The organism is Burkholderia sp. ABCPW 11, assembly GCF_001523445.1.
Lineage (GTDB): Bacteria > Pseudomonadota > Gammaproteobacteria > Burkholderiales > Burkholderiaceae > Burkholderia.
Map to the genome: position 1 here is coordinate 153,288 of NZ_LOVM01000013.1, position 20,713 is coordinate 174,000.

Sequence of the window (20,713 nt, forward strand, 5' to 3'; positions counted from 1 at the left end):
TGATGTCGTGACGCCGTTCCGGACCCCGCGGTCAATGATTGTCAAATTGTCCGGCAAAGCACTGCTGCAGTGCAATAAGCGCCGTCCGATAGTCGGCCGCGCCCGTGATCGCGCTGACCACCGCGACGCTGCCGACGCCCGTCGCCAGCACGGCCGGCAGCGCGTCGATCCCCACCCCGCCGATCGCGACGAGCGGCGCCCGCGCGCCGGCCAGGCGCGCATAGCGGGCGATCCGCGCGAGGCCCTGCGGCGGCGCGGCGACCGCCTTGGTGGCGGTCGCGTACACGGGGCCGAGCGCGAGGTAGCTCGGCCGCTCGTGCAGTGCCCGCAATATCTCGTAATAGCCGTGGCTCGAAAGTCCGAGCCGCAGGCCCGCGCGCGCGATCGCCGCCAGATCGGCCGTTTCGAGGTCCTCCTGGCCGAGATGTACGCCGTACGCCCCCTCTTCCACGGCGATCTGCCAGTGATCGTTGATGAACACGCGCGCATCGGGATAACGGCGCCCTGCCGCGACCGCGCGCGCGATTTCGCGGCGCAGCGCGTCCGGCGTCGCGTCTTTCACGCGCAATTGCACGGTTCGCGCGCCGCCGTCGAGCACGCGCTCGACCCATTCGGCGCTCGGCACGACCGGATAGAGGCCGAGCTGCGCGGGACACGGGGCGAACGCGGGCTCCGGCGCGGGCGGCAGCCCGGCGACGCGCGGGAATTGCGCGGCATCGACCGGCCACGCGTCGGCGGCGCGCGTCTCGTCGCCGTCGCGCCACGCCAGCGCGAGCACCAGCGCGTCGACCGGCGCGAAGCCGCAATCGAGGAACGCAGCGAGCGCCGCGATCCAGTCGTCCGCGAGCGGATGCGCGGCGTCGAGCGCGTAGCGCACGCCGGCCGCATGCAGCACGGCGCCCTGCTCGTCGAATTCGATCGCCACCGCCGCCACCGCCGCCGGCGACGCCGGCCGCGACACGGCCGACGCACGCGCCTGCGCGGCACGATCGCCGGCCGACACGATCAGCACGTCGCCGTCGGCCGGCACGTCGGGCGCCGCCACGCAGAGCCGCCACGGCGCCGCGCCGTCCGGCCAGTCGCCGAGCCGCGCGCGAATCCGCTCGGCCGCTTCGGCCAGTTCGTCGGCCGGCGGCCAGAACGCATCGGCGAAGCGCGCGCTCATGCGCCGCCCCCGTCCTGGTGCCAGAACGGCATCCCGACGACCGGCGTACTCGCGTGCGCGGTTTCGCGCGCGTCCATCGGGCCGGCGAGATACGCGGCGCGGCCGGCCTCGACGCCCTGCGCAAACGCGCGCGCCATGATCTCCGGGTGCGTGGCCTGCGAGACGGCCGTATTCAGCAGCACGCCGTCGAAGCCCCACTCCATCACCTGGCACGCGTGCGACGGCACGCCGAGCCCCGCGTCGACGATCAGCGGCACGTCCGGCAGCCGCTCGCGCAGCACGCGCAGGCCGTACGGATTCACGACGCCCTTGCCGGTGCCGATCGGCGCGCCCCACGGCATCAGCGCCTCGCAGCCGACGTCGAGCAGGCGCCGGCCGATCACGAGATCCTCGGTGCAGTACGGCAGCACCTTGAAGCCGTCCTTGATCAGTTGCGCGGCGGCTTCGATCAGCCCGACCGGGTCGGGTTGCAGCGTGTAGTCGTCGCCGATCAGTTCGAGCTTGATCCAGTCGGTGTCGAATACCTCGCGCGCCATGTGCGCGGTCGTCACGGCTTCGGCGACGGTCTGGCAGCCGGCCGTGTTCGGCAGCAGCGGCACCGCGTGGCGCTTGAGCAGATCGAAGAAGCCGGCTTCGGCCGTGCCGCCCGTCATCTGGCGGCGCAGCGCGACCGTCACCATCCCGGGGCGCGACGCGGCGATCGAATCGGACAACGACTGCAGCGACGGATAGCGCGACGTGCCGAGCAGCACGCGGCTTGCGAAAGTGGCGCCGTATAGCGTGAGCGCGTCGGCGGAGGTGTGGGACGTCATGTCGTTTTCCTGGAAGAGCGGGGCGAACGGCGGCGCTCAGCCGCCTGCGACGGGGTGCACGACGTCGAGCCTGTCGCCCGCCGCGAGCGCACGCGCCGCATGCTGCGTGCGCGCGACGAAGTTGCCGTTCAGCGCCACCGCGTACGGCGGACGCGCGCCGTACGCGGCAAGCGCGTCGGCCACCGTCGCGCCGTCGGGCAACGTCAGGGTCTGTTGATTGATCTGGATATCCATGAGGCTGGGTCGGATTCGGTCGGCGGCGCACGTCAGGCCGGCTGGCGCGCGTCGTTGCGGTGATGAAGCAGCGTCGGCCAGCGTGCGGCGTCGCGCCATGCGGCGAACGCGTCGGCATCGCCGAGCGAGCCGCCGAGCGCGGCCTGCGCGAACGCGACGGCCGCCTGCGCGACTTCCGGCGCGATCATGAAGCCGTGCCGGTACAGGCCGTTGACGGCGAGCGTCGATGCGCCGTCCCAGATCACCGCCGGGCGATGATCGGGCAGCGTCGGCCGGCACTGCGCGTTGAGTTCGAGAATGCGCGCCTCGCCGAACGCCGGATGCACGGAAAACGCCGCGCTCAGCAGTTCGAGCGCGGAGCGCACGCTGACGGGCGACATGTCCTCGCCCTCCACCTCGGTCGCGCCGATCACATAGAGATCGTCCTGCTTCGGCGCGATGTACAGCGGGTAACGCGGATGCAGCAACCGCACGGGCCGGGTGAGCCCGATGCCCGGCGCATGCACGCGCGCGACTTCGCCGCGGATGCCGCGCAGCGCGGGCAGCGCGGATTTCGCGCCGAGCCCGCGGCAATCGATCGTGAAATGGGCGGCAGGCCGGTTCGCGTCGTCGACCGACGCGTGCCAGTGCAGCGCGACGCCGCGTTCGGCGAGGCCCGCTGCAAGCGCGCGCAGCGCCTGGCGGTTGTCGAGCTGCCCTTCGCGCGGCAGCATCAGCCCGCGCGCGAAGCGGCCCGCGAGCGCGGGTTCGGCCGCGTCGACCTGCGCGCCGGCGAGCGTCACGAAGCCGCCGTCGAACAGCTCCGCCGGCGCGTTCGCGCGCAGGCGCCGCTCGAACAGCGGCGCCTCCGCGCGGTCCGCGTGATGCCAGACGACGAGCGTGCCGCGATGCTGGAAAAAGACGGGTTCGGGCAGTTCGGCGAGCCACTGCGGCCAGCGCGCGAGCGATGCGGCGCCGAGCTCGGTGATCAGCCGTTCCGCGCTCGCCGCTTCCGCGAGCGGCGCGAGCATCGCGGCCGCGACCCACGCGGCCGACTGCTCGCCGTCCGGGCCGCCGCGCTCGTAGAGTGCGACGCGATGCCCGTCGCCCGCGAGCCGCCACGCGATCAGGCGGCCGACGAGCCCGCCGCCGAGCACCGCGAAATCGGGCCGTGTATCGCGGACGTTCATCGCGCACCCTCCGCGCGGCCACGCGCGACGGACGTCGACGCGCACGCGCCGCCGCATGCGAACGCACGCGACACCGGGCCGGGAATCATGCAAAAGACTGAGGATTGTGCGGTCATCATTCCTTCCGTAACGCGCAATGCGCGTACCCAAAAGGACGAAACCGGCAGCAAAGGCCGGCCGGGCGGGACTCGGGCGCTGACCATGTGGGATGGCGGCCAGCGCGGCCCGGCGGGATCAGAAACTTCCCTCGCCGGTATTACCCGGATCGGGTGCGAAGGGTCTTTCTCAGCCTCGCCGCGCTGCCCGGAACATCTGCCGGCCACGCCACGAAGCACCCCTGTTTCGTCGTCGGCCATTAGACCATAAAAGCGGAAAGCGCCGCAAACTGTCCCCCTTGCGGCAAATTCGCCGGCGCGCCGCGCCGCTCTGGCACAATGCCCGCAGGCCGGCCGCGCGAGCGGCCGGTTGCCGCGTCACCGCCGGTTTTTAAGTGCCGTTTAAGACGCACGGGCGACCATCCGGACGCCCGCCGTCAGTCGGCGCCGCGCCCCGGCATGCCGTATCGCGGCGCGCGCCCGGTTTCGCCCGGCCCGCGCGCCGGCTCATCATCAGGAAGCACATGACCCAATCGATCGACCCCGTCCGCTCCGTCTCCGACGCGCCGCAGGACGAGCGCCCGGTATCCGCATGGAGCCTCATCAAGCCCTACTGGGTATCGTCCGAATGGAAAATCGCGTGGGGGTTGCTGGTCACGATCATCGCGATCAACCTCTGCGTGGTCTGGATCAACGTCCGGCTGAACAAGTGGAACGCGCAGTTCTACAACGCGCTGCAGTCGAAGGACGTCCACGACTTCCCGAACCTGCTGATGCAGTTCTCCGCGCTCGCCTTCGCGTTCATCATCCTCGCCGTGTACGGCCGCTACCTGCGGCAGATGCTCGGCTTCCGCTGGCGCCAGTGGCTCACCGAGCGCTTTCTCGGCCAGTGGCTCGGCGATCGCGCGTTCTACCGGATCGAGCGCGACCGCCTCGCGGACAACCCCGATCAGCGGATCACCGACGACCTCCAGTCGTTCGCGACCACGACGCTCGCGCTGTCGCTCGACCTGCTGTCGACGGTCGTCACGCTCGTGTCGTTCATCACGATCCTGTGGTCGCTCGCCGGCGCGCTGACGTTTACGCTCGGCGCGACGCCGATCGCGATTCCCGGCTACATGGTGTGGGCGGCCGCGCTGTACGCGGTGGTCGGCTCGCTGATCATCCAGAAGGTCGGCCATCCGCTCGTGTCGATCAACTACCAGCAGCAGCGCGTCGAGGCCGATTTCCGCTTCGGGCTGATCCGCGTGCGCGAGAACGCCGAGCAGATCGCGTTCTACGACGGCGAAAAGACCGAGACCGGCAACGCGCAGACCCTCTTCATGCGCATCCGCGACAACTGGTGGCGCGTGATGAAGTACACGAAGCGGCTCACGTTCGTGCTGAGCTTCTATGGGCAGATCGCGATCATCTTCCCGCTCGTCGTCGCCGCACCGCGCTACTTCGCAGGCGCGTTCTCGTTCGGCGTGCTGATGCAGATCTCGTCCGCGTTCGGCACCGTCAGCGATTCGTTCTCGTGGTTCGTCAACAGCTACTCGACCCTCGTCGAATGGCGCGCCACCGTCAACCGTCTGCGCGAATTCAAGCGCGTGATGGGCACGTCGCATCTGAAGGAAAGCCTGTCGCCCGCGACCGAGCACGGCGGCATCAACCTGCACTACATCGACGCTGCGAAGCTGTCCACGTCGTCGCTCAAGCTCGCGCTGCCGAACGGCAACGCGCTCGCGAACATCGGCGACGTCACGATCGAGCCCGGCTCGCGCTGGCTCGTGGTCGGCAAGTCGGGATCCGGCAAGAGCACGTTCATGCGTGCGCTCGCGGGCCTGTGGCCGTTCGGCGACGGCGCGATCGATGCGCCAGTCGGCGCGCGGATGATGTTCGTGCCGCAGACGAGCTATTTGCCGATCGGCACGCTGAAGGCCGCGCTCACCTATCCGGCGACGCCCGACACGTTCAGCGACGAAGCGTGCCGCGACGCGCTGCGCGCATGCCGCCTCGAGGATTACGTCGAGCGCCTCGACGAAACCGCGCACTGGACCCGCGTGCTGTCGCCCGGCGAGCAACAGCGCCTGGCCGGCGCCCGCGTGCTGCTGCACAAGCCCGACTTCCTGTTCCTCGACGAAGCGACCAGCGCGCTCGACGCCGACAACGAAGCCCGCCTCTATCACCTGTTCGCCGAACGGCTGCCGAAGGCGGCGATCGTCAGCATCGCGCACCGCGAATCGCTGGCCGCGTTCCACGGCGGCACGATCAACGTCGAGCGCGTGAACAGCGACGACAAGGTCGCCGCGTGAACGCACGCGCCGCGCACATCGCGCGGATCGCGCTGATCACCGGCGCAGGTTCGGGGATCGGCGCGGCGCTCGCGCGGCGACTCGCGGCGCCCGGCGTCGCGCTGGCGCTGCATGCGCGCGGCGCGGACCCGGCAGCCCGCGCACGCGTCGCCGACGTCGCCGACCGATGTACGGCAGCGGGCGCGCAATGCGTGACGCTCACCGGCGATCTCGCCGAAGCGGGCGTCGCCGCCGCGCTCGTCGACGCCACCGCTGCCCGCTTCGGCGGGCTCGACCAGCTCGTCGCGAACGCCGGCTTCGCCGCGCGGCAATCCTTTTCCGACCTCTGCGCGGACGCGCTCGCATCCGCCTTCGCCGCGATGCCCGGCGCGTTCTCCGCGCTCGCGGCCCGCGCACGGCCGCTGCTCGAAGCGTCGACGGCGCCGCGCATCGTCGCGGTCAGCTCGTTCGTCGCGCACCGCTATCGGGCGGACGCCCCGTTCGCGGCGACCGCCGCCGCGAAAGCCGCGCTCGAATCGCTGGTGCGCTCGGCGGCAGCCGAGTTCGCCGCGTGCGGCATCACCGTCAATGCGGTCGCGCCCGGCTTCACGCGCAAGGACCACGGCCCGAGCGCGGACAATGCGGCCGCTTGGGTCCGTGCCGAACAGGCGACGCCGCTCGGCCGGATCGCCGAACCCGACGACGTCGCCGCGCTGATTGCGTTCCTGCTGTCGGACGCGGCACGGCAGATCACCGGCCAGGTCATCCACGTGGACGGCGGCCTGACGCTCTGACGCGAGCGCGTGCCAGCCGTGCCGGCGCGCAGGTCGCCGCCGGCGTCCACATGGCGCTCACGCACGATCGAGCGTCGCTCCTGGCCCGACCGTCCACCCGCCGCGCTGCCGCGCCTGCCCCCGCACGCACCTTTTTGGCGCCCTTCATCCCGCCCGTAAAATAGCCGCCGTACGGCAGCGCGATACGAGAGACGACACAAGAGGGGGCGGCAGGCATGCAGGCATTCCAGTGGTTCAACGAATTGTCGACGCGCGAGCGACGAACGCTGTACGCCGGATTCGGCGGCTATGCGGTCGATGCGTTCGACTTCATGATCTATTCGTTCCTCATTCCGACGCTGATCGCCACCTGGGGCATGACGAAGAGCGAGGCCGGGATGATCGCGACGAGTTCGCTGATCTCGTCGGCGATCGGCGGCTGGGTCGCCGGCATCCTCGCAGACCGCTTCGGCCGCGTGCGCGTGCTGCAGTGGACGATCGCGACGTTCGCGCTGTTCACGTGCCTGTCCGGTTTCACGCATTCGTTCTGGCAGCTCCTTGCGACGCGCACGCTGCAGGGCTTCGGCTTCGGCGGCGAATGGTCGGTCGTGACGATCATGATGGCCGAGACGATCCGCTCGCCCGAGCATCGCGCGAAGGCAGTCGGCACCGTGCAGAGCAGCTGGTCGTTCGGCTGGGGCGCGGCCGCGATCCTGTACTGGGCGTTCTTCGCGCTGCTGCCCGAGCAGCTCGCGTGGCGCGCGTGCTTCTGGATCGGTCTCGCGCCCGCGCTGTGGATCCTGTACATCCGCCGCAACGTCAGCGATCCCGACATCTACACGGCCACGCGCCGCGCCCGCGACGAAGGCCGCGTGTCGGGCCACTTCCTCGAGATCTTCTCGCCGCCGCACCTGCGCGCAACGCTGTTCGGCAGCGCGCTGTGCACCGGCATGCTCGGCGGCTACTACGCGATCACGACGTGGCTGCCCACCTACCTGAAAACCGTGCGCCACCTGTCGGTGTTCAACACGAGCGGCTATCTCGTCGTGCTGATCGTCGGCTCGTTCGTCGGCTACGTGGTCGGCGCGATCCTGTCCGACCGGCTCGGCCGACGCGCGTCGTTCATCCTGTTCGCGGTCGGCTCGTTCTCGCTCGGCATGGCCTACACGATGCTGCCGATCACCGATACCGCGATGCTGCTGCTCGGCTTCCCGCTCGGCATCGTCGTGCAGGGCATCTTCGCGGGCGTCGGCGCGTATCTGTCGGAGCTGTATCCGGGCGCGATCCGCGGCTCGGGCCAGGGCTTCTGCTACAACCTCGGCCGCGGGCTCGGCTCGTTCTTCCCGATCCTGGTCGGATCGCTGTCGCAGTCGATGTCGCTCGTGAAGGCGATCGGGCTCGTCGCGGGCGGCGGCTACCTGCTCGTGATCGTCGCGGCGCTCGTGCTGCCGGAAACGCGCGGCAAGTCGCTCGCCGACGATCCGGCCGTCGCATCGTAAGCACCTTGCCCGTTCGGGAACCCGCATGCACGTGATCGTTCTCGGCGCCGGCGTGATCGGCGTCACCACTGCCTGGCACCTGCGCGAAGCAGGCTGCGACGTCACCGTGATCGAACGCGAGGCCGATGTCGCGCAAGCGACGAGCCTCGGCAACGCGGGCGTGATCGCGCCCGGCTACGTGACGCCGTGGGCCGCGCCGGGGATGCCCGGCAAGATCCTCAAATACCTGTTCAAGCCTGCGTCGCCGCTGATCTTCCGGCCGACGCTCGATGCCGCGCAGTGGCGCTGGATCGCGCGCTGGCTACGCGAATGCGAGTTCGAGCGATTCCGCGTGAACAAGCAACGGATGCAGCGCATCGCGTATTACAGCCGCGCGTGCCTGCATGCGTTTCGCGACCGTCATCCGTTCGACTATGGTGCGAGCCGCGGCTACCTGCAGTTGCTGCGCGGCGCATTCGACGTCGAGATGGCGCAACCGGCGCTGAAGGTGCTGCGCGACGCCGGCATCGCGTTTCGCGAACTCGACGCCGCCGGCTGCACCGCGATCGAGCCCGGCTTGCGCTGGGCGCGACAGGCCCCCGTCGGCGGCATCTACCTGCCCGACGACGAAGCCGGCGATTGCGCGCGCTTCACGCGCGAACTGCGGGCGCTGTGCGAAGCGAACGGCGTGACGTTCCGATTCCGCACCGCGATTCATGCGCTCGACGTCGCGGGCGGCAAGGTGCGCGGCGTGCGGGTAGGCGCGGCCGGAACGGATGGCCGCGCGCCGTGCGATGAAGGCGCGGGCACCGGCTTGCGTGACGGGGGGCAGCCCAGCCGCCCGGCGCCGGACCGCGCCGCGTCGACCGGAACCCTGCCGCGCGACGGGCTGCTTGCGGCCGACGCGATCGTGGTCGCGCTCGGCGTCGACAGTGCCGCCCTGCTGCGGCCGCATGGCATCGATGTGCCGCTGTATCCGGTGAAAGGCTACTCGGCGACGCTCACGGTCGTCGACGACGAAAAGGCGCCGCGCGCCGCGCTGATGGACGAATCGCTGAAGACGGCGATCACGCGCTTCGGCCCGACGCTGCGCGTCGCGGGCACCGCGGAACTCGGCAGCCGGCACGCGGCGCTGCGGCAGCAGGCGCTCGATACGCTGATGAAGGTGCTCGACGACTGGTTCCCGCACGCGGCCGAGCGCGCGTCCGCCCGCTTCTGGGTCGGCCGCCGCCCGATGACGCCCGACGGGCCGCCGTTGCTGGGGGCGAGCCGCATCGACGGACTGTGGCTGAACGTCGGTCACGGGTCGACCGGCTGGGCGATGTCGATGGGATCGGGGAAGGTGCTCGCGGATCTCGTCACGGGGCGGGAGCCGGAGATCGATTTGTCGGGGCTGACGCTCGCGCGCTACGAGCGCTAGGCAGGACGCCGGGCGACGTGCGCGGCACGATGCAAAGCGGCACGTCTGCATCCGAAACGATCGGGAGGGCGACCGGTCTCAACGATTCGCCGGACGCGCCGGGGCGGCTCAACCCGTCGCCGCGTCGTCCGCCCGCGCAATCGGCGCAGACACGATCGGCCGGTGCGACACGCCTTCGTGCGACAACCGGCTTTCGAACAGCGTGAGCGCGTCGAACCGCAGCGCGACGGCACGCCCCACCGCACCGCCGTGCGCCGGCTGGCCGACCGCGTCGTGCGGCAGCCGCGCGAGCGTCACGTGCGGCCGGAACGGCCGCCGATCGGCCGGCACCCCGAGTTCGCGCAGCAGCGCCGCGAGCCCCGCATTCAGCGCGACGCAAGCGGCGTCGGCCGCAAGTTCCGCAACGATCAGCCTCGCGCGCGGCAGGCTGGGCCACCACGCGATCCGCTCGACCGGCAACGACGGCAACGCATGCGCGGCCGCGAGCGCGGGCAGGTGCGCGGCCAGCACGTCGCACCGTTCCCGCTCGATCGCGCCGACGAACGCGAGCGTCATGTGCAGTTGCGCGAGCAGCGTGCGCCGCGCGCCACGGGTGACCGGCAACGCGTGCAGCGCGTCGCGCGACGCCGTATCGGGCATCAGCGCGACGAACGCACGGAGCCGGTCTCCATTCATGACTCGCTCACGGCCGCCCGCGGCGCGTTCGATGCATCGGCCGACGCCGGACGCTGCGGCAGCGGGCCGTGTTCGCCCCACACATCTCCCGGCAGCACGCGCGCGAGTTCGGGGATCGTGTTGCGCGTGAACACCGGATCGGTAACACCCGCCGCGCGCTGGCGGCGATAGTCGGCCCACGCGGCGTGCGCGTACTTGCCGAGCGCGAGGATCGCGATCAGGTTGATGATCGCCATCAGCCCCATGCTCGTATCGGCCATCGCCCACACGAGCGGCAGTTGCCCGACGCTGCCGAACATCACCATGCCGAGCACCGCGACGCGGAACAGCGGCAGCACGCCGCGCCGCTTCGTGATGAATTCGACGTTGCCTTCCGCATACGCGTAGTTGCCGATCACCGACGAATACGCGAAGAAGAAGATCGCGAACGCCATGTAGATGCCCCCCCAGTCGCCGACGTGGCTCGCGATCGAGCGCTGCGTGAGCGCCGCGCCTTCCATGCCGGTACCGAGCTCGTACTGGCCCGACAGCAGGATCACGAAGGCCGTCGCACTGCAGATCACGATCGTGTCGACGAACACGCCGAGCATCTGGATCAACCCCTGCACCACCGGATGGCGCGTGCTGGCGGTCGCCGCCGCATTGGGCGCGCTGCCCATGCCGGCCTCGTTCGAGAACAGCCCGCGCTTCACGCCCATCGCGACCGCCTGGCTGACGGCATAGCCCGTCAGCCCGCCCGCCGCCTGCTCGAGGCCGAACGCGCTTTTCACGATCAGCGCGATCACGCCCGGCACCAGCGCGATATGCGTCGCGACCGCATAGACCGCGAGCGCGAGATAACCGATCGCCATCACGGGCACGATCACCTGCGCGACCGCCGCGATCCGGCGGATGCCGCCGAAGATGATCGGCGCGGTCAGCAGCACGAGACCGAGACCGACGCTCGCGCGGCTCCAGCCGAAGGACGTGTCGAACGCATCGGCGATCGCATTGGCCTGCACCGCGTTGAACACGAAGCCGAACGCGAGGATCAGCGACAGCGAGAACAGCACGCCGAAGCCGCGCGAGCGCAGGCCCGTCTGGATGTAGTACGCGGGGCCGCCGCGATAGCTGCCGTCCGCGTGCGACACCTTGAAGATCTGCGCGAGCGTGGCCTCGACGAACGCGGACGACATCCCGACGAGCGCCGTCATCCACATCCAGAAGATCGCGCCCGGCCCGCCGACCGTCAGCGCGACCGCGACGCCGGCGATGTTGCCGGTGCCGACGCGGCTCGCGAGCCCGGTCGCGAACGCCTGGAACGACGAAATGCTGCCCGGTTCGCCCTTGCTGCCGACCAGCTTGATGCTGAGGAACAGCGCCTTCAGCTGGATCATCCGGAATCGCAGCGTGAACCACATGCCCACGCCGAGCAGCAGTGCGATCAGCACGTAATTCCACAACACGCCGTTGACGGCGTCGACCAGCCCTTGCACGAATGCTTCCATCCAGAGTCCTTGTAAATAGCGTCAGTCATGTGCGACGACCGCGAACGCGGCCCGAGGGGCGACATGATATGACAGTTTTCAAGGATTATTACAAAACGAAAGAAATTGAGATGATGAAAAATCAAGGCCGGATGTCGTCAGGTTAGACGACGCTTCGTGAAAATGCGGCGGTAGCGAGGCGATGGCCCTTCCGGTCCAGGCTGTTGGCTGGCGCGTGCGCCTGACGTGAAAATCCGGACGTCGCAATGTCTTGCGGGCACGCGGGCCCGACACGCGATTTGGGACAGGTGCGCTGGCAGCGCCTCCGCCGGCGCCGGGCATTCTGCTGCCGGGGTTACCCTCCCGTTGTTCATCCCGCATTGAGAGCGCATGATTTCCAGAATCGTACGCGGATGGTTCCGGCTGGTTCTCCGGGTGGTGACCGTAACGATCTGCATCTACGCGCTCCTATTTTTCGTCGTCGCGACTTCCCGATATGAGCGGACCGAAGGCAGTTGCCCCGACATGGCTGTCGATACGCTCCGAAAAACGGTCGAGATCCGCCTCCTCAAGGAGCATGGAATACGACCGGACAGCATCCGGTTCGACGGCGCGCCGCAGTATCACGCGTGGAAGCTGGGTGTGTGGGAATTGCCGCTGCGCGTCGACGAAATCCGATACACCGCGATGATCGACTGCAACGAGCAGCTTGCAAGCTACGGACGAACCGTCGATCCGCTGGGCGCCCCGACCGGACAAGCGCATGATCGCCCACCGCTTCGGAAATAAAAAAACCGGGCACCCTCTCGGGCGCCCGGTTTTGGTCGAAACCCGCTTGCGCGATTCAGCTCAGCGCGGCAGTTCCGAATGCCCCATCAGGTACGCATCGACCGAGCGCGCGCACTGGCGACCTTCGCGGATCGCCCACACCACGAGCGACTGGCCGCGCCGCATGTCGCCTGCCGCGAACACCTTGTCGACCGACGTGTAGTACGAACGATCGCCTTCGGTCGCCGCACGCGCGTTGCCGCGCGCATCCTTCGCGACGCCGAATGCGTCGAGCACCGGCGCGGCCGGCTGCGTGAAGCCCATCGCCAGCAGCACGAGATCGGCCTTCATTTCGAACTCGGAACCCGGCACTTCCTGCATCTTGCCGTCCTTCCACTCGACGCGCACCGCGATCAGCTTCTCGACCTTGCCGTTCTTGCCTTCGAGACGCTTCGTCGCGACCGCCCAGTCGCGCTCGCAGCCTTCCTCGTGCGACGACGACGTGCGCAGCTTGATCGGCCAGTACGGCCACACGAGCGGCTTGTTCTCCTCTTCCGGCGGCTGCGGCAGCAGTTCGAACTGCGTGACCTGCTTCGCGCCGTGACGGTTCGACGTGCCGACGCAGTCCGAACCCGTATCGCCGCCGCCGATCACGATCACGTGCTTGCCCTTCGCGAGCAGTTGGTCGACCAGCTTGTCGCCGGCGTTCACGCGATTCTGCTGCGGCAGGAAGTCCATCGCGAAATGAACGCCCGCGAGCTCGCGGCCCGGCACCGGCAGGTCGCGCGGCGTTTCCGAACCGCCGGCGATCACGACTGCATCGAATTCTTCCTTCAGCGTGTCCGGCGAAATGGTTTCCTTCGCGAGGCTGCCGATCGACTCGGGCAGCGGATCCTTGCCGATGAACACGCTCGTGCGGAACGTCACGCCTTCCGCTTCCATCTGGCGCATGCGCCGGTCGATCAGCCACTTCTCGAGCTTGAAATCGGGGATCCCGTAACGCAGCAGGCCGCCGATGCGGTCGTTCTTCTCGAACACCGTCACGTCGTGGCCGGCCCGCGCGAGCTGCTGCGCGGCGGCGAGGCCCGCGGGGCCCGAACCGACGATCGCGACCTTCTTGCCGGTCTTGTGCTCGGCCGGCAGCGGCTTCACCCAGCCTTCCGCCCAGGCCTTGTCGATGATCGCGTGCTCGATCGACTTGATGCCGACCGGGTCGTCGTTGATCCCGAGCGTGCAGGCCGCCTCGCACGGCGCCGGGCAGATGCGGCCCGTGAACTCGGGGAAGTTGTTGGTCGAATGCAGGACTTCGATCGCCTGCTGCCAGTCCTGGCGGTAAACGAGATCGTTGAAGTCCGGAATGATGTTGTTGACCGGGCAGCCGTTGTTGCAGAACGGGATGCCGCAATCCATGCAGCGCGCGCCCTGGATCTTCGCGTCCGCGTCGGTCAGCGCCGCGACGAATTCCTTGTAGTGCTTCACGCGCGTGAGCGGTGCTTCGTACGCCTCGTGGCGGCGTTCGAACTCCAGAAAACCGGTTGCCTTGCCCATAAGGTGCTCTTCTGTTCGGTGTATCGGGTGGGGGAGCCGCGCGCGGCCGTCAGGCGCGCGCGGCATTCGCTATGTCGTTCGTCGCTCAGGCGGCCAGCACTTCCTTCGCCGCCTTCTTCGCACCGATCTCGCCCAGCGCGCGCTTGTATTCGTGCGGGAACACCTTCACGAACTGGCGGCGCGCCGCGTCCCAGTTTTCCAGCAGCGACTTCGCACGCGGCGAACCCGTGAACTGGAAATGACGCTCGACGAGCCCCTTGAGCAGCGCTTCGTCGGTCGTGCCTTCGTGCCAGAGCGCGCGGTCGACCGTGCGCTCCTGTTCGGCCTGCTGCAGCACCGGATCGAGCGCGACCATCGACTTGTTGCACTTCGCCGCGAACGTGCCTTCCGGATCGTAGATGTACGCGATGCCGCCCGACATGCCGGCCGCGAAGTTGCGCCCGGTCTCGCCGAGCACGACGACCGTGCCGCCCGTCATGTATTCGCAACCGTGGTCGCCCGTGCCTTCGACGACCGCCGTCGCGCCCGAGTTACGCACGCAGAAGCGCTCGCCCGCGACGCCGCGGAAGAAGGCTTCGCCTTCGATCGCGCCGTACATCACCGTGTTGCCGCAGATGATGTTTTCTTCGGACTTGCCGCGGAAGTCGTTGGTCGGACGGATGATGATCCGGCCGCCCGACAGGCCCTTGCCGACGTAGTCGTTGCCGTCGCCGACGAGGTCGAGCGTCACGCCCTTCGCGAGGAACGCGCCGAAGCTCTGGCCGGCCGTGCCCTTCAGCTGGATGTGCACCGCGTCGTCGGCCAGACCGTCGTGGCCGTGCTTCTTCGCGATCACGCCCGACAGCATCGCGCCGACCGTCCGGTTCACGTTGCGCACCGGCTGGATGAACGACACATGCTCGCCGTTCTCGATCGCGGCCTTCGCCTTTTCGATCAGCACGTGGTCGAGCGCGCGCTCGAGGCCGTGATCCTGCGCGTCGACGTGACGCCGTGCGACGTCCTCGCATTCTTCCGGCTGGTAGAACACGCGCGAGAAGTCGAGGCCCTTCGCCTTCCAGTGCTCGATGCCCTTGCGCGTATCGAGCAGGTCGGCGCGGCCGATCAGGTCGTCGAACTTCGCGATGCCGAGCTGCGCCATGATCTCGCGCACTTCCTCGGCGACGAAGAAGAAGTAGTTCACGACGTGCTCGGGCTGGCCCTTGAACTTCGCACGCAGCACCGGATCCTGCGTCGCGACGCCGACCGGGCACGTGTTCAGGTGGCACTTGCGCATCATGATGCAGCCCTCGACGACGAGCGGCGCCGTCGCGAAGCCGAATTCGTCCGCGCCGAGCAGCGCGCCGATCACGACGTCGCGGCCGGTCTTCATCTGGCCGTCGGCCTGCACGCGGATACGGCCGCGCAGGCGGTTCAGCACCAGCGTCTGCTGCGTTTCGGCGAGGCCGAGTTCCCACGGCGTGCCCGCATGCTTCACCGACGACAGCGGCGACGCGCCCGTGCCGCCGTCATGGCCGGCGATCACGACGTGGTCGGCCTTCGCCTTCGCGACACCGGCCGCGACCGTGCCCACGCCCACTTCCGACACGAGCTTCACCGAGATGCTCGCCACCGGGTTCACGTTCTTCAGGTCGTGGATCAGCTGCGCCAGATCCTCGATCGAGTAGATGTCGTGGTGCGGCGGCGGCGAGATCAGGCCGACGCCCGGCACCGAGTAACGCAGCTTGCCGATGTAGTCGGACACCTTGTGGCCCGGCAGCTGGCCGCCTTCGCCCGGCTTCGCGCCCTGCGCCATCTTGATCTGGATCTGGTCGGCCGATGCGAGGTACTCGGCGGTGACGCCGAAGCGGCCCGACGCGACCTGCTTGATCTTCGAGCGCAGCGAGTCGCCGTCCTTCAGCGGAATGTCGCTGACGATCTCGTCGCCGATCACCGACTTCAGCGTCTCGCCCGACTTGATCGGAATGCCGCGCAGTTCGTTGCGGTAGCGCTTCTGGTCCTCGCCGCCTTCGCCGGTGTTCGACTTGCCGCCGATCCGGTTCATCGCGACCGCGAGCGTCGCGTGCGCTTCGGTGCTGATCGAACCGAGCGACATCGCGCCCGTCGCGAAGCGCTTGACGATCTCCTTCGCCGGCTCGACGTCGTCGATCGGGATCGCCTTGGTCGGCTCGACCTTGAACTCGAACAGGCCGCGGAACGTCATGTGACGCTTGGTCTGGTCGTTGATCAGGTGCGCGTATTCCTTGTACGTCTGGTACGAGTTGCTGCGCGTCGCGTGCTGCAGCTTCGCGATCGAATCCGGCGTCCACATGTGGTCTTCGCCGCGCACGCGATACGCGTACTCGCCGCCCGCGTCGAGCATGTCGCGCAGGACCGGACTGTCGCCGAACGCGTCGCGGTGCAGGCGGATCGCTTCTTCCGCGACTTCGAACAGGCCGATGCCGCCGACCTTCGACGCCGTGCCCTTGAAGTACTTCTCGACGAGGTCGCTCGACAGGCCGAGCGCTTCGAAGATCTGTGCGCCGGTGTACGACATGTACGTCGAGATGCCCATCTTCGACATCACCTTCTGCAGGCCCTTGCCGACCGCCTTCGTGAAGTTGTAGATGGCCTTCTCCGGCGACAGGTCGCCCGGCAGGCCTTCCGCCATCTTCGCGAGCGTTTCCATCGCGAGGTACGGGTGCACGGCTTCCGCGCCGTAGCCCGCGAGCAGCGCGAAGTGGTGCGTCTCGCGCGCGGAGCCCGTCTCGACGACGAGGCCCGTGCTCGTGCGCAGCCCTTGCTGGACGAGGTGCGTGTGGATCGCCGACGTGGCGAGCAGCGCCGGAATCGCGACGTGCTCGGCGTCGGTCTTGCGGTCCGACACGATCAGGATGTTGTAGCCCGACTTCACCGCGTCGACGGCTTCGGCGCACAGCGACGCGAGGCGCGCCTCGATGCCCTCCTTGCCCCACGCCACCGGGTAGCAGATGTTCAGCTCGTACGCGCTGAACTTGCCGCCCGTGTACTGGTCGATCGCGCGGATCTTCGCGATGTCCTTGAAGTCGAGCACCGGCTGCGACACTTCGAGACGCATCGGCGGGTTGATGTTGTTCGTGTCGAGCAGGTTCGGCTTCGGGCCGATGAACGACACGAGCGACATCACCATGTTCTCGCGGATCGGGTCGATCGGCGGGTTGGTGACTTGTGCGAACAGCTGCTTGAAGTAGTGATAGAGCGTCTTGTTCTTGTTCGACATCACCGCGAGCGGCGAGTCGTTGCCCATCGAGCCGACGGCCTCTTCGCCCTGCTGCGCCATCGGCGCCATCAGGAACTTCAGGTCTTCCTGCGTATAGCCGAACGCCTGCTGGCGATCGAGCAGCGCGGCGCCCTGCGTGCGGCCGGCCGCGACTTCCTCGGCCTTCGGCTCGATCTCGTCGAGCTTGATGCGCACCGCGTCGATCCAGCTCTTGTACGGCTTCGCGTTCGCGAGGTTGTCCTTGAGCTCCTTGTCGTCGATGATGCGGCCGTGCTCCATGTCGATCAGGAACATCTTGCCCGGCTGCAGACGCCACTTCTTGACGATCTTCGATTCGGGGATCGGCAGCGTGCCGGCTTCCGACGCCATGATGACGAGGTCGTCGTCGGTCACGATGTAGCGCGCGGGGCGCAGGCCGTTACGGTCGAGCGTCGCGCCGATCTGGCGGCCGTCGGTGAACGCGATCGCGGCCGGGCCGTCCCACGGCTCCATCATCGCGGCGTGGTATTCATAGAACGCGCGGCGGTTCTCGTCCATCAGCGTGTGCTGTTCCCACGCTTCCGGGATCATCATCATCACCGCGTGCACGAGCGGGTAGCCGGCCATCACCAGCAGTTCGAGACAGTTGTCGAACGAGGCGGTATCCGACTGGCCCGGGTAGATCAGCGGCCACAGCTTCGGCAGATCGTCGGCGAGCACGTGCGACGCGATCGCGCCGGTACGCGCGTTCAGCCAGTTCACGTTGCCCTTCACGGTGTTGATCTCGCCGTTGTGCGCGATCATCCGGTACGGGTGAGCCAGCTCCCACGCCGGGAACGTGTTGGTCGAGAAGCGCTGGTGCACGAGCGCGAGCGCCGACACGACGCGCGGATCCTGCAGGTCGCGGTAATACACGCCGACCTGGCCCGCGAGCAGCAGCCCCTTGTAGACGACCGTGCGCGCCGACATCGACGGCACGAAGTATTCCTTGCCGTGCTTGAGCTTCAGCGCCTGGATGCGGTGGCTCGCCGTCTTGCGGATCACGTACAGCTTCCGCTCGAGCGCGTCCGTCACCATGATGTCCTTGCCGCGGCCGATGAAGATCTGGCGGATCAGCGGCTCGCTCGCCTTCACCGTCGGCGAGATCGGCATCGCATGGTCGACCGGCACGTCGCGCCAGCCGAGCACGACCTGGCCTTCGGCCTTCACCGTACGCTCGAGCTCCTGCTCGCACGCGAGACGCGATGCGTTCTCCTTCGGCAGGAAGATCATCCCGACCCCGTATTCGCCGGCCGGCGGCAGATTCACGCCCTGCTTCGCCATTTCCTCGCGATAGAACGCGTCCGGAATCTGGATCAGGATGCCCGCGCCGTCGCCCATCAGCGGATCGGCGCCGACCGCGCCGCGGTGATCGAGGTTCTCGAGAATCTTCAGACCCTGCTGAATGATCTCGTGGCTCTTCTTGCCCTTGATGTGAGCGACGAAGCCGACGCCGCAGGCGTCGTGTTCGTTTTGCGGGTCGTACAGACCTTGTGCGGCGGGCACCGCGGCGAGCGGCTGCTGGTGGTCGTTCATGGGGACACCGTCGTAAAGGGGGCCTGGAGGCCGTTGAACCGTTTTCTTGTTGCCGTCGATCCCGCTCCCGACGGGAGACGGCGCGGCCGACAGTGGTTGGGCAGGCTGCGCCCGGGCCACCGGAATTCGGAATATACGCGACGAATCAAGGGAATAGCAACAAAAACCGCTTGATCGAACCCCAATTAAACGAATGCCTTGATGTGGTGCCGTTTTATTGGGGCCGTATCGTTTTGGTGCAAAAAGAAGCGGCGCCCGCAGCGCCGCTTCTGGCCCGCCTTTCCGGCCTTATTGCTGGATCGGCGGCGTGTTCTCGCGCACCTTTCTGGGGCGCCCGCGCGGCAACGGCGACACGCGCCGGTTCGCGGTACGCGCCGCCCACTCGCGGTAATTCTCGCCGCCGAGCACCCAGCCTTTCAGCGTCGCCTGCTGCAACTGGTCGGCCTGCCGCTCGTCGAGCGGTTGCTCGCACAGCTCCTTGTACGCGCGCTGGCGGTCGAACGGCGTATTGCCGAGCGCCCAGTAGAGCGGATGGTCGGTGATCAGGCTGTCGACGGTGAGCCCGACGTGATGCCGGTAGCTCGACCACCGATAGGCCTCGGGCGTCGCGACGAGCTGCGAGCGCACCGGGCTCATCTCGACCACGCGGCTCGCGAGCAGGAAATAGCGCTCGCCTTCGATCACCGTCGCGCGATAGCGGCCTTCCCACAGGGTGCCGCGCCGCGAATAGCGCCGGTTGAAATGCGCGACGTAGCGACGGCCGACGGCTTGCATCGCCTTCGGCAGACTCGCCTCGTCGCTCGGCGTCACGAGAAGTTGCACCTGGCGCGGCAGCAGCACGTAGGCATGCACCGACAGGTGATGATCGCGTGCGGCGGCCTTCAGGCAATCGATGAAGAGTTCGTAGTCCTGGTCGTCGACGAACGCGGGTTGCTGATCCAGGCCGCGCAGTATCACGTGCTGCGGCTGGTCGGGAACGTAGAGTCGTGCTAACCGTGCCATGCTGAATGTCCGTTTGAACGCGTTAGGAAATACCCGGAGGTCCGAAATTGCGCACCTGCGTAGAATGCCCGTCCCTGCGGCGCGCGTAAGCGTACGGTCGTGCGAATCCTAGGGAGAAAACTCTAACTTACGAGCTTGTTTGGTTTTAAACGCAGTCGTCATAATGAGCACGCCTTTGATCGGAGGAGACACAATGAAACGAAAACTGGCCATTACGGGGGCCGTAGCGCTCGCATTCGCGGGCGGTACGGCACATGCACAATCCGCAGGCGATTTTTACGTCAGCACCGGCTGGTTCCACCTTTCGCCGCAGGACAGCAGCGACCCGCTGTTCGTCTACGGCGTAGGCGGCACGCCCATCAACCAGTCGATTCCCAACACCGGCGCCGGTATCAACGACGCCGACACGCTCGGGCTCGCAACGGGCTACTTCATCACCGACCATATCTCCACCGAGCTCGTGATGGGGATACCGCCGAAGTTCGACATTACCGGCAAGGGTCAGTTCGAAAGATTCGGCGTACTCGGCCGCGCGTACCAGTGGAGTCCTGCCGTATTGCTTCGCTACCACTTCAACGACGCCAATGCGAAGTTCCGTCCGTATGTCGGCGTCGGCGCGACGTACGTCTGGTTCACCGGCGCCAAGATCACCAACGGCGCGTTCGAGAACGGCGTGCTCGGCGGCCCGACCAGCGCCACGACGAGCAATCAGTGGGCGCCCGTCTTCAACGCCGGCTTCACGTACAACTTCACGAAACACTGGTTCGCGGGCCTGTCGCTCTCGTACATCCCCGTCAGCGTGACCGCGACCTTCACGACGGCCCGCCGCACGCCGGTCGGGACGCTGACGGAAACGTCGAAGGCCCACATCTCGCTGAACCCGATCGTCACGTACCTGAACGTCGGCTACCGTTTCTAAGCGTAGTCGAATATTTGGGGAATGGTTAATTCTGCTGCAATTTGTAGCGGATTTTTCGTGGCGTAACGTCTCCACGATGCAAAACGCCCCGGCGGGAATCCCGTCGGGGCGTCGTTTTTTCGCGTCG

15 protein-coding genes and 1 riboswitch are annotated in these 20,713 nt (G+C 67.9%); of the genes, 6 read left to right on the forward strand and 9 right to left on the reverse strand.

The window, feature by feature from the left end:
* Nucleotides 1–31 precede the first annotated feature (31 nt).
* The 4 genes from thiE to WS61_RS06440 are packed head-to-tail and all read right to left on the reverse strand — an operon-like array spanning nucleotide 32 to nucleotide 3,380.
* Nucleotides 32–1,165 (reverse strand): thiamine phosphate synthase, encoded by a 1,134-nt coding sequence (gene thiE, locus WS61_RS32755; protein ID WP_095211621.1) that lies wholly within the window; start codon nucleotides 1,163–1,165, stop codon nucleotides 32–34.
* Entirely contained in the window at nucleotides 1,162–1,977 is an 816-nt protein-coding gene (locus WS61_RS06430) for a thiazole synthase (RefSeq protein ID WP_059499745.1), read from the reverse strand. The genes thiE and WS61_RS06430 overlap by 4 nt, the downstream gene beginning before the upstream one ends.
* 36 nt (nucleotides 1,978–2,013) lie before the next feature.
* Complete coding sequence (gene thiS, locus WS61_RS06435; protein ID WP_006488534.1) at nucleotides 2,014–2,211, reverse strand: sulfur carrier protein ThiS; 198 nt, start codon at nucleotides 2,209–2,211, stop codon at nucleotides 2,014–2,016.
* A gap of 32 nt (nucleotides 2,212–2,243) precedes the next feature.
* The gene (locus WS61_RS06440; RefSeq protein ID WP_059499782.1) at nucleotides 2,244–3,380 is read right to left on the reverse strand and encodes an FAD-dependent oxidoreductase; all 1,137 of its coding nucleotides are present in this window, start codon (nucleotides 3,378–3,380) and stop codon (nucleotides 2,244–2,246) included.
* A gap of 225 nt (nucleotides 3,381–3,605) precedes the next feature.
* Nucleotides 3,606–3,729: riboswitch (TPP riboswitch) on the reverse strand.
* 270 nt (nucleotides 3,730–3,999) lie between these two features.
* Here WS61_RS06440 and WS61_RS06445 point away from each other — a divergent pair.
* The 4 genes from WS61_RS06445 (at nucleotide 4,000) to WS61_RS06460 (ending at nucleotide 9,419) form a co-directional block, all read left to right on the forward strand.
* Nucleotides 4,000–5,769 (forward strand): ABC transporter ATP-binding protein/permease, encoded by a 1,770-nt coding sequence (locus tag WS61_RS06445; RefSeq protein WP_059499746.1) that lies wholly within the window; start codon nucleotides 4,000–4,002, stop codon nucleotides 5,767–5,769.
* Nucleotides 5,766–6,542 (forward strand): SDR family oxidoreductase, encoded by a 777-nt coding sequence (locus WS61_RS06450; protein ID WP_059499747.1) that lies wholly within the window; start codon nucleotides 5,766–5,768, stop codon nucleotides 6,540–6,542. The genes WS61_RS06445 and WS61_RS06450 overlap by 4 nt, the downstream gene beginning before the upstream one ends.
* Before the next feature lie 215 nt (nucleotides 6,543–6,757).
* Nucleotides 6,758–8,020, forward strand: a complete 1,263-nt coding sequence (locus tag WS61_RS06455) for an MFS transporter (protein ID WP_059499748.1) — start codon at nucleotides 6,758–6,760, stop codon at nucleotides 8,018–8,020.
* 25 nt (nucleotides 8,021–8,045) lie between these two features.
* Entirely contained in the window at nucleotides 8,046–9,419 is a 1,374-nt protein-coding gene (locus tag WS61_RS06460; RefSeq protein WP_059499749.1) for a D-amino acid dehydrogenase, read from the forward strand.
* A gap of 108 nt (nucleotides 9,420–9,527) precedes the next feature.
* Here the strand turns inward: WS61_RS06460 and thpR are convergent, their stop codons facing one another.
* Nucleotides 9,528–10,094, reverse strand: a complete 567-nt coding sequence (gene thpR, locus WS61_RS06465; RefSeq protein ID WP_059499750.1) for an RNA 2',3'-cyclic phosphodiesterase — start codon at nucleotides 10,092–10,094, stop codon at nucleotides 9,528–9,530.
* A complete protein-coding gene (locus WS61_RS06470; RefSeq protein WP_059499751.1) occupies nucleotides 10,091–11,581 on the reverse strand; it encodes a sodium:alanine symporter family protein in 1,491 nt (496 codons plus the stop codon). Before WS61_RS06470 ends, thpR begins: the two co-directional genes overlap by 4 nt.
* A 369-nt stretch (nucleotides 11,582–11,950) precedes the next feature.
* Here WS61_RS06470 and WS61_RS06475 point away from each other — a divergent pair, with 369 nt between their 5' ends.
* Nucleotides 11,951–12,349, forward strand: a complete 399-nt coding sequence (locus tag WS61_RS06475) for a hypothetical protein (RefSeq protein WP_059499752.1) — start codon at nucleotides 11,951–11,953, stop codon at nucleotides 12,347–12,349.
* 60 nt (nucleotides 12,350–12,409) lie between these two features.
* On the opposite strand, the gene WS61_RS06480 is transcribed toward WS61_RS06475, so the two are convergent.
* The 3 genes from WS61_RS06480 to WS61_RS06490 all read right to left on the reverse strand — a co-directional run bounded on the left by WS61_RS06480 (nucleotide 12,410) and on the right by WS61_RS06490 (nucleotide 19,667).
* Nucleotides 12,410–13,876 (reverse strand): glutamate synthase subunit beta, encoded by a 1,467-nt coding sequence (locus tag WS61_RS06480; RefSeq protein ID WP_034209758.1) that lies wholly within the window; start codon nucleotides 13,874–13,876, stop codon nucleotides 12,410–12,412.
* A gap of 85 nt (nucleotides 13,877–13,961) precedes the next feature.
* The gene (locus tag WS61_RS06485; RefSeq protein WP_059499753.1) at nucleotides 13,962–18,665 is read right to left on the reverse strand and encodes a glutamate synthase-related protein; all 4,704 of its coding nucleotides are present in this window, start codon (nucleotides 18,663–18,665) and stop codon (nucleotides 13,962–13,964) included.
* Between the two features lie 288 nt (nucleotides 18,666–18,953).
* Nucleotides 18,954–19,667, reverse strand: a complete 714-nt coding sequence (locus tag WS61_RS06490) for a transposase (protein WP_027783329.1) — start codon at nucleotides 19,665–19,667, stop codon at nucleotides 18,954–18,956.
* 193 nt (nucleotides 19,668–19,860) lie between these two features.
* On the opposite strand from WS61_RS06490, the gene WS61_RS06495 reads away from it, so the two are divergent.
* Nucleotides 19,861–20,586 carry an OmpW family protein gene (locus WS61_RS06495; RefSeq protein WP_059499754.1) on the forward strand — a complete coding sequence of 242 codons (726 nt, stop codon included), beginning with the start codon at nucleotides 19,861–19,863 and terminating at the stop codon, nucleotides 20,584–20,586.
* Nucleotides 20,587–20,713 lie beyond the last annotated feature (127 nt).

Bases quoted from the DNA above. Each gene is read 5' to 3' on its own strand.
- thiE (WP_095211621.1), bottom strand. From the start codon at position 1,165: ATGAGCGCGCGCTTCGCCGATGCGTTCTGGCCGCCGGCCGACGAACTG.
- WS61_RS06430 (WP_059499745.1), bottom strand. From the start codon at position 1,977: ATGACGTCCCACACCTCCGCCGACGCGCTCACGCTATACGGCGCCACT.
- thiS (WP_006488534.1), bottom strand. From the start codon at position 2,211: ATGGATATCCAGATCAATCAACAGACCCTGACGTTGCCCGACGGCGCG.
- WS61_RS06440 (WP_059499782.1), bottom strand. From the start codon at position 3,380: ATGAACGTCCGCGATACACGGCCCGATTTCGCGGTGCTCGGCGGCGGG.
- WS61_RS06445 (WP_059499746.1), top strand. From the start codon at position 4,000: ATGACCCAATCGATCGACCCCGTCCGCTCCGTCTCCGACGCGCCGCAG.
- WS61_RS06455 (WP_059499748.1), top strand. From the start codon at position 6,758: ATGCAGGCATTCCAGTGGTTCAACGAATTGTCGACGCGCGAGCGACGA.
- WS61_RS06460 (WP_059499749.1), top strand. From the start codon at position 8,046: ATGCACGTGATCGTTCTCGGCGCCGGCGTGATCGGCGTCACCACTGCC.
- thpR (WP_059499750.1), bottom strand. From the start codon at position 10,094: ATGAATGGAGACCGGCTCCGTGCGTTCGTCGCGCTGATGCCCGATACG.
- WS61_RS06470 (WP_059499751.1), bottom strand. From the start codon at position 11,581: ATGGAAGCATTCGTGCAAGGGCTGGTCGACGCCGTCAACGGCGTGTTG.
- WS61_RS06475 (WP_059499752.1), top strand. From the start codon at position 11,951: ATGATTTCCAGAATCGTACGCGGATGGTTCCGGCTGGTTCTCCGGGTG.
- WS61_RS06480 (WP_034209758.1), bottom strand. From the start codon at position 13,876: ATGGGCAAGGCAACCGGTTTTCTGGAGTTCGAACGCCGCCACGAGGCG.
- WS61_RS06485 (WP_059499753.1), bottom strand. From the start codon at position 18,665: ATGAACGACCACCAGCAGCCGCTCGCCGCGGTGCCCGCCGCACAAGGT.
- WS61_RS06490 (WP_027783329.1), bottom strand. From the start codon at position 19,667: ATGGCACGGTTAGCACGACTCTACGTTCCCGACCAGCCGCAGCACGTG.
- WS61_RS06495 (WP_059499754.1), top strand. From the start codon at position 19,861: ATGAAACGAAAACTGGCCATTACGGGGGCCGTAGCGCTCGCATTCGCG.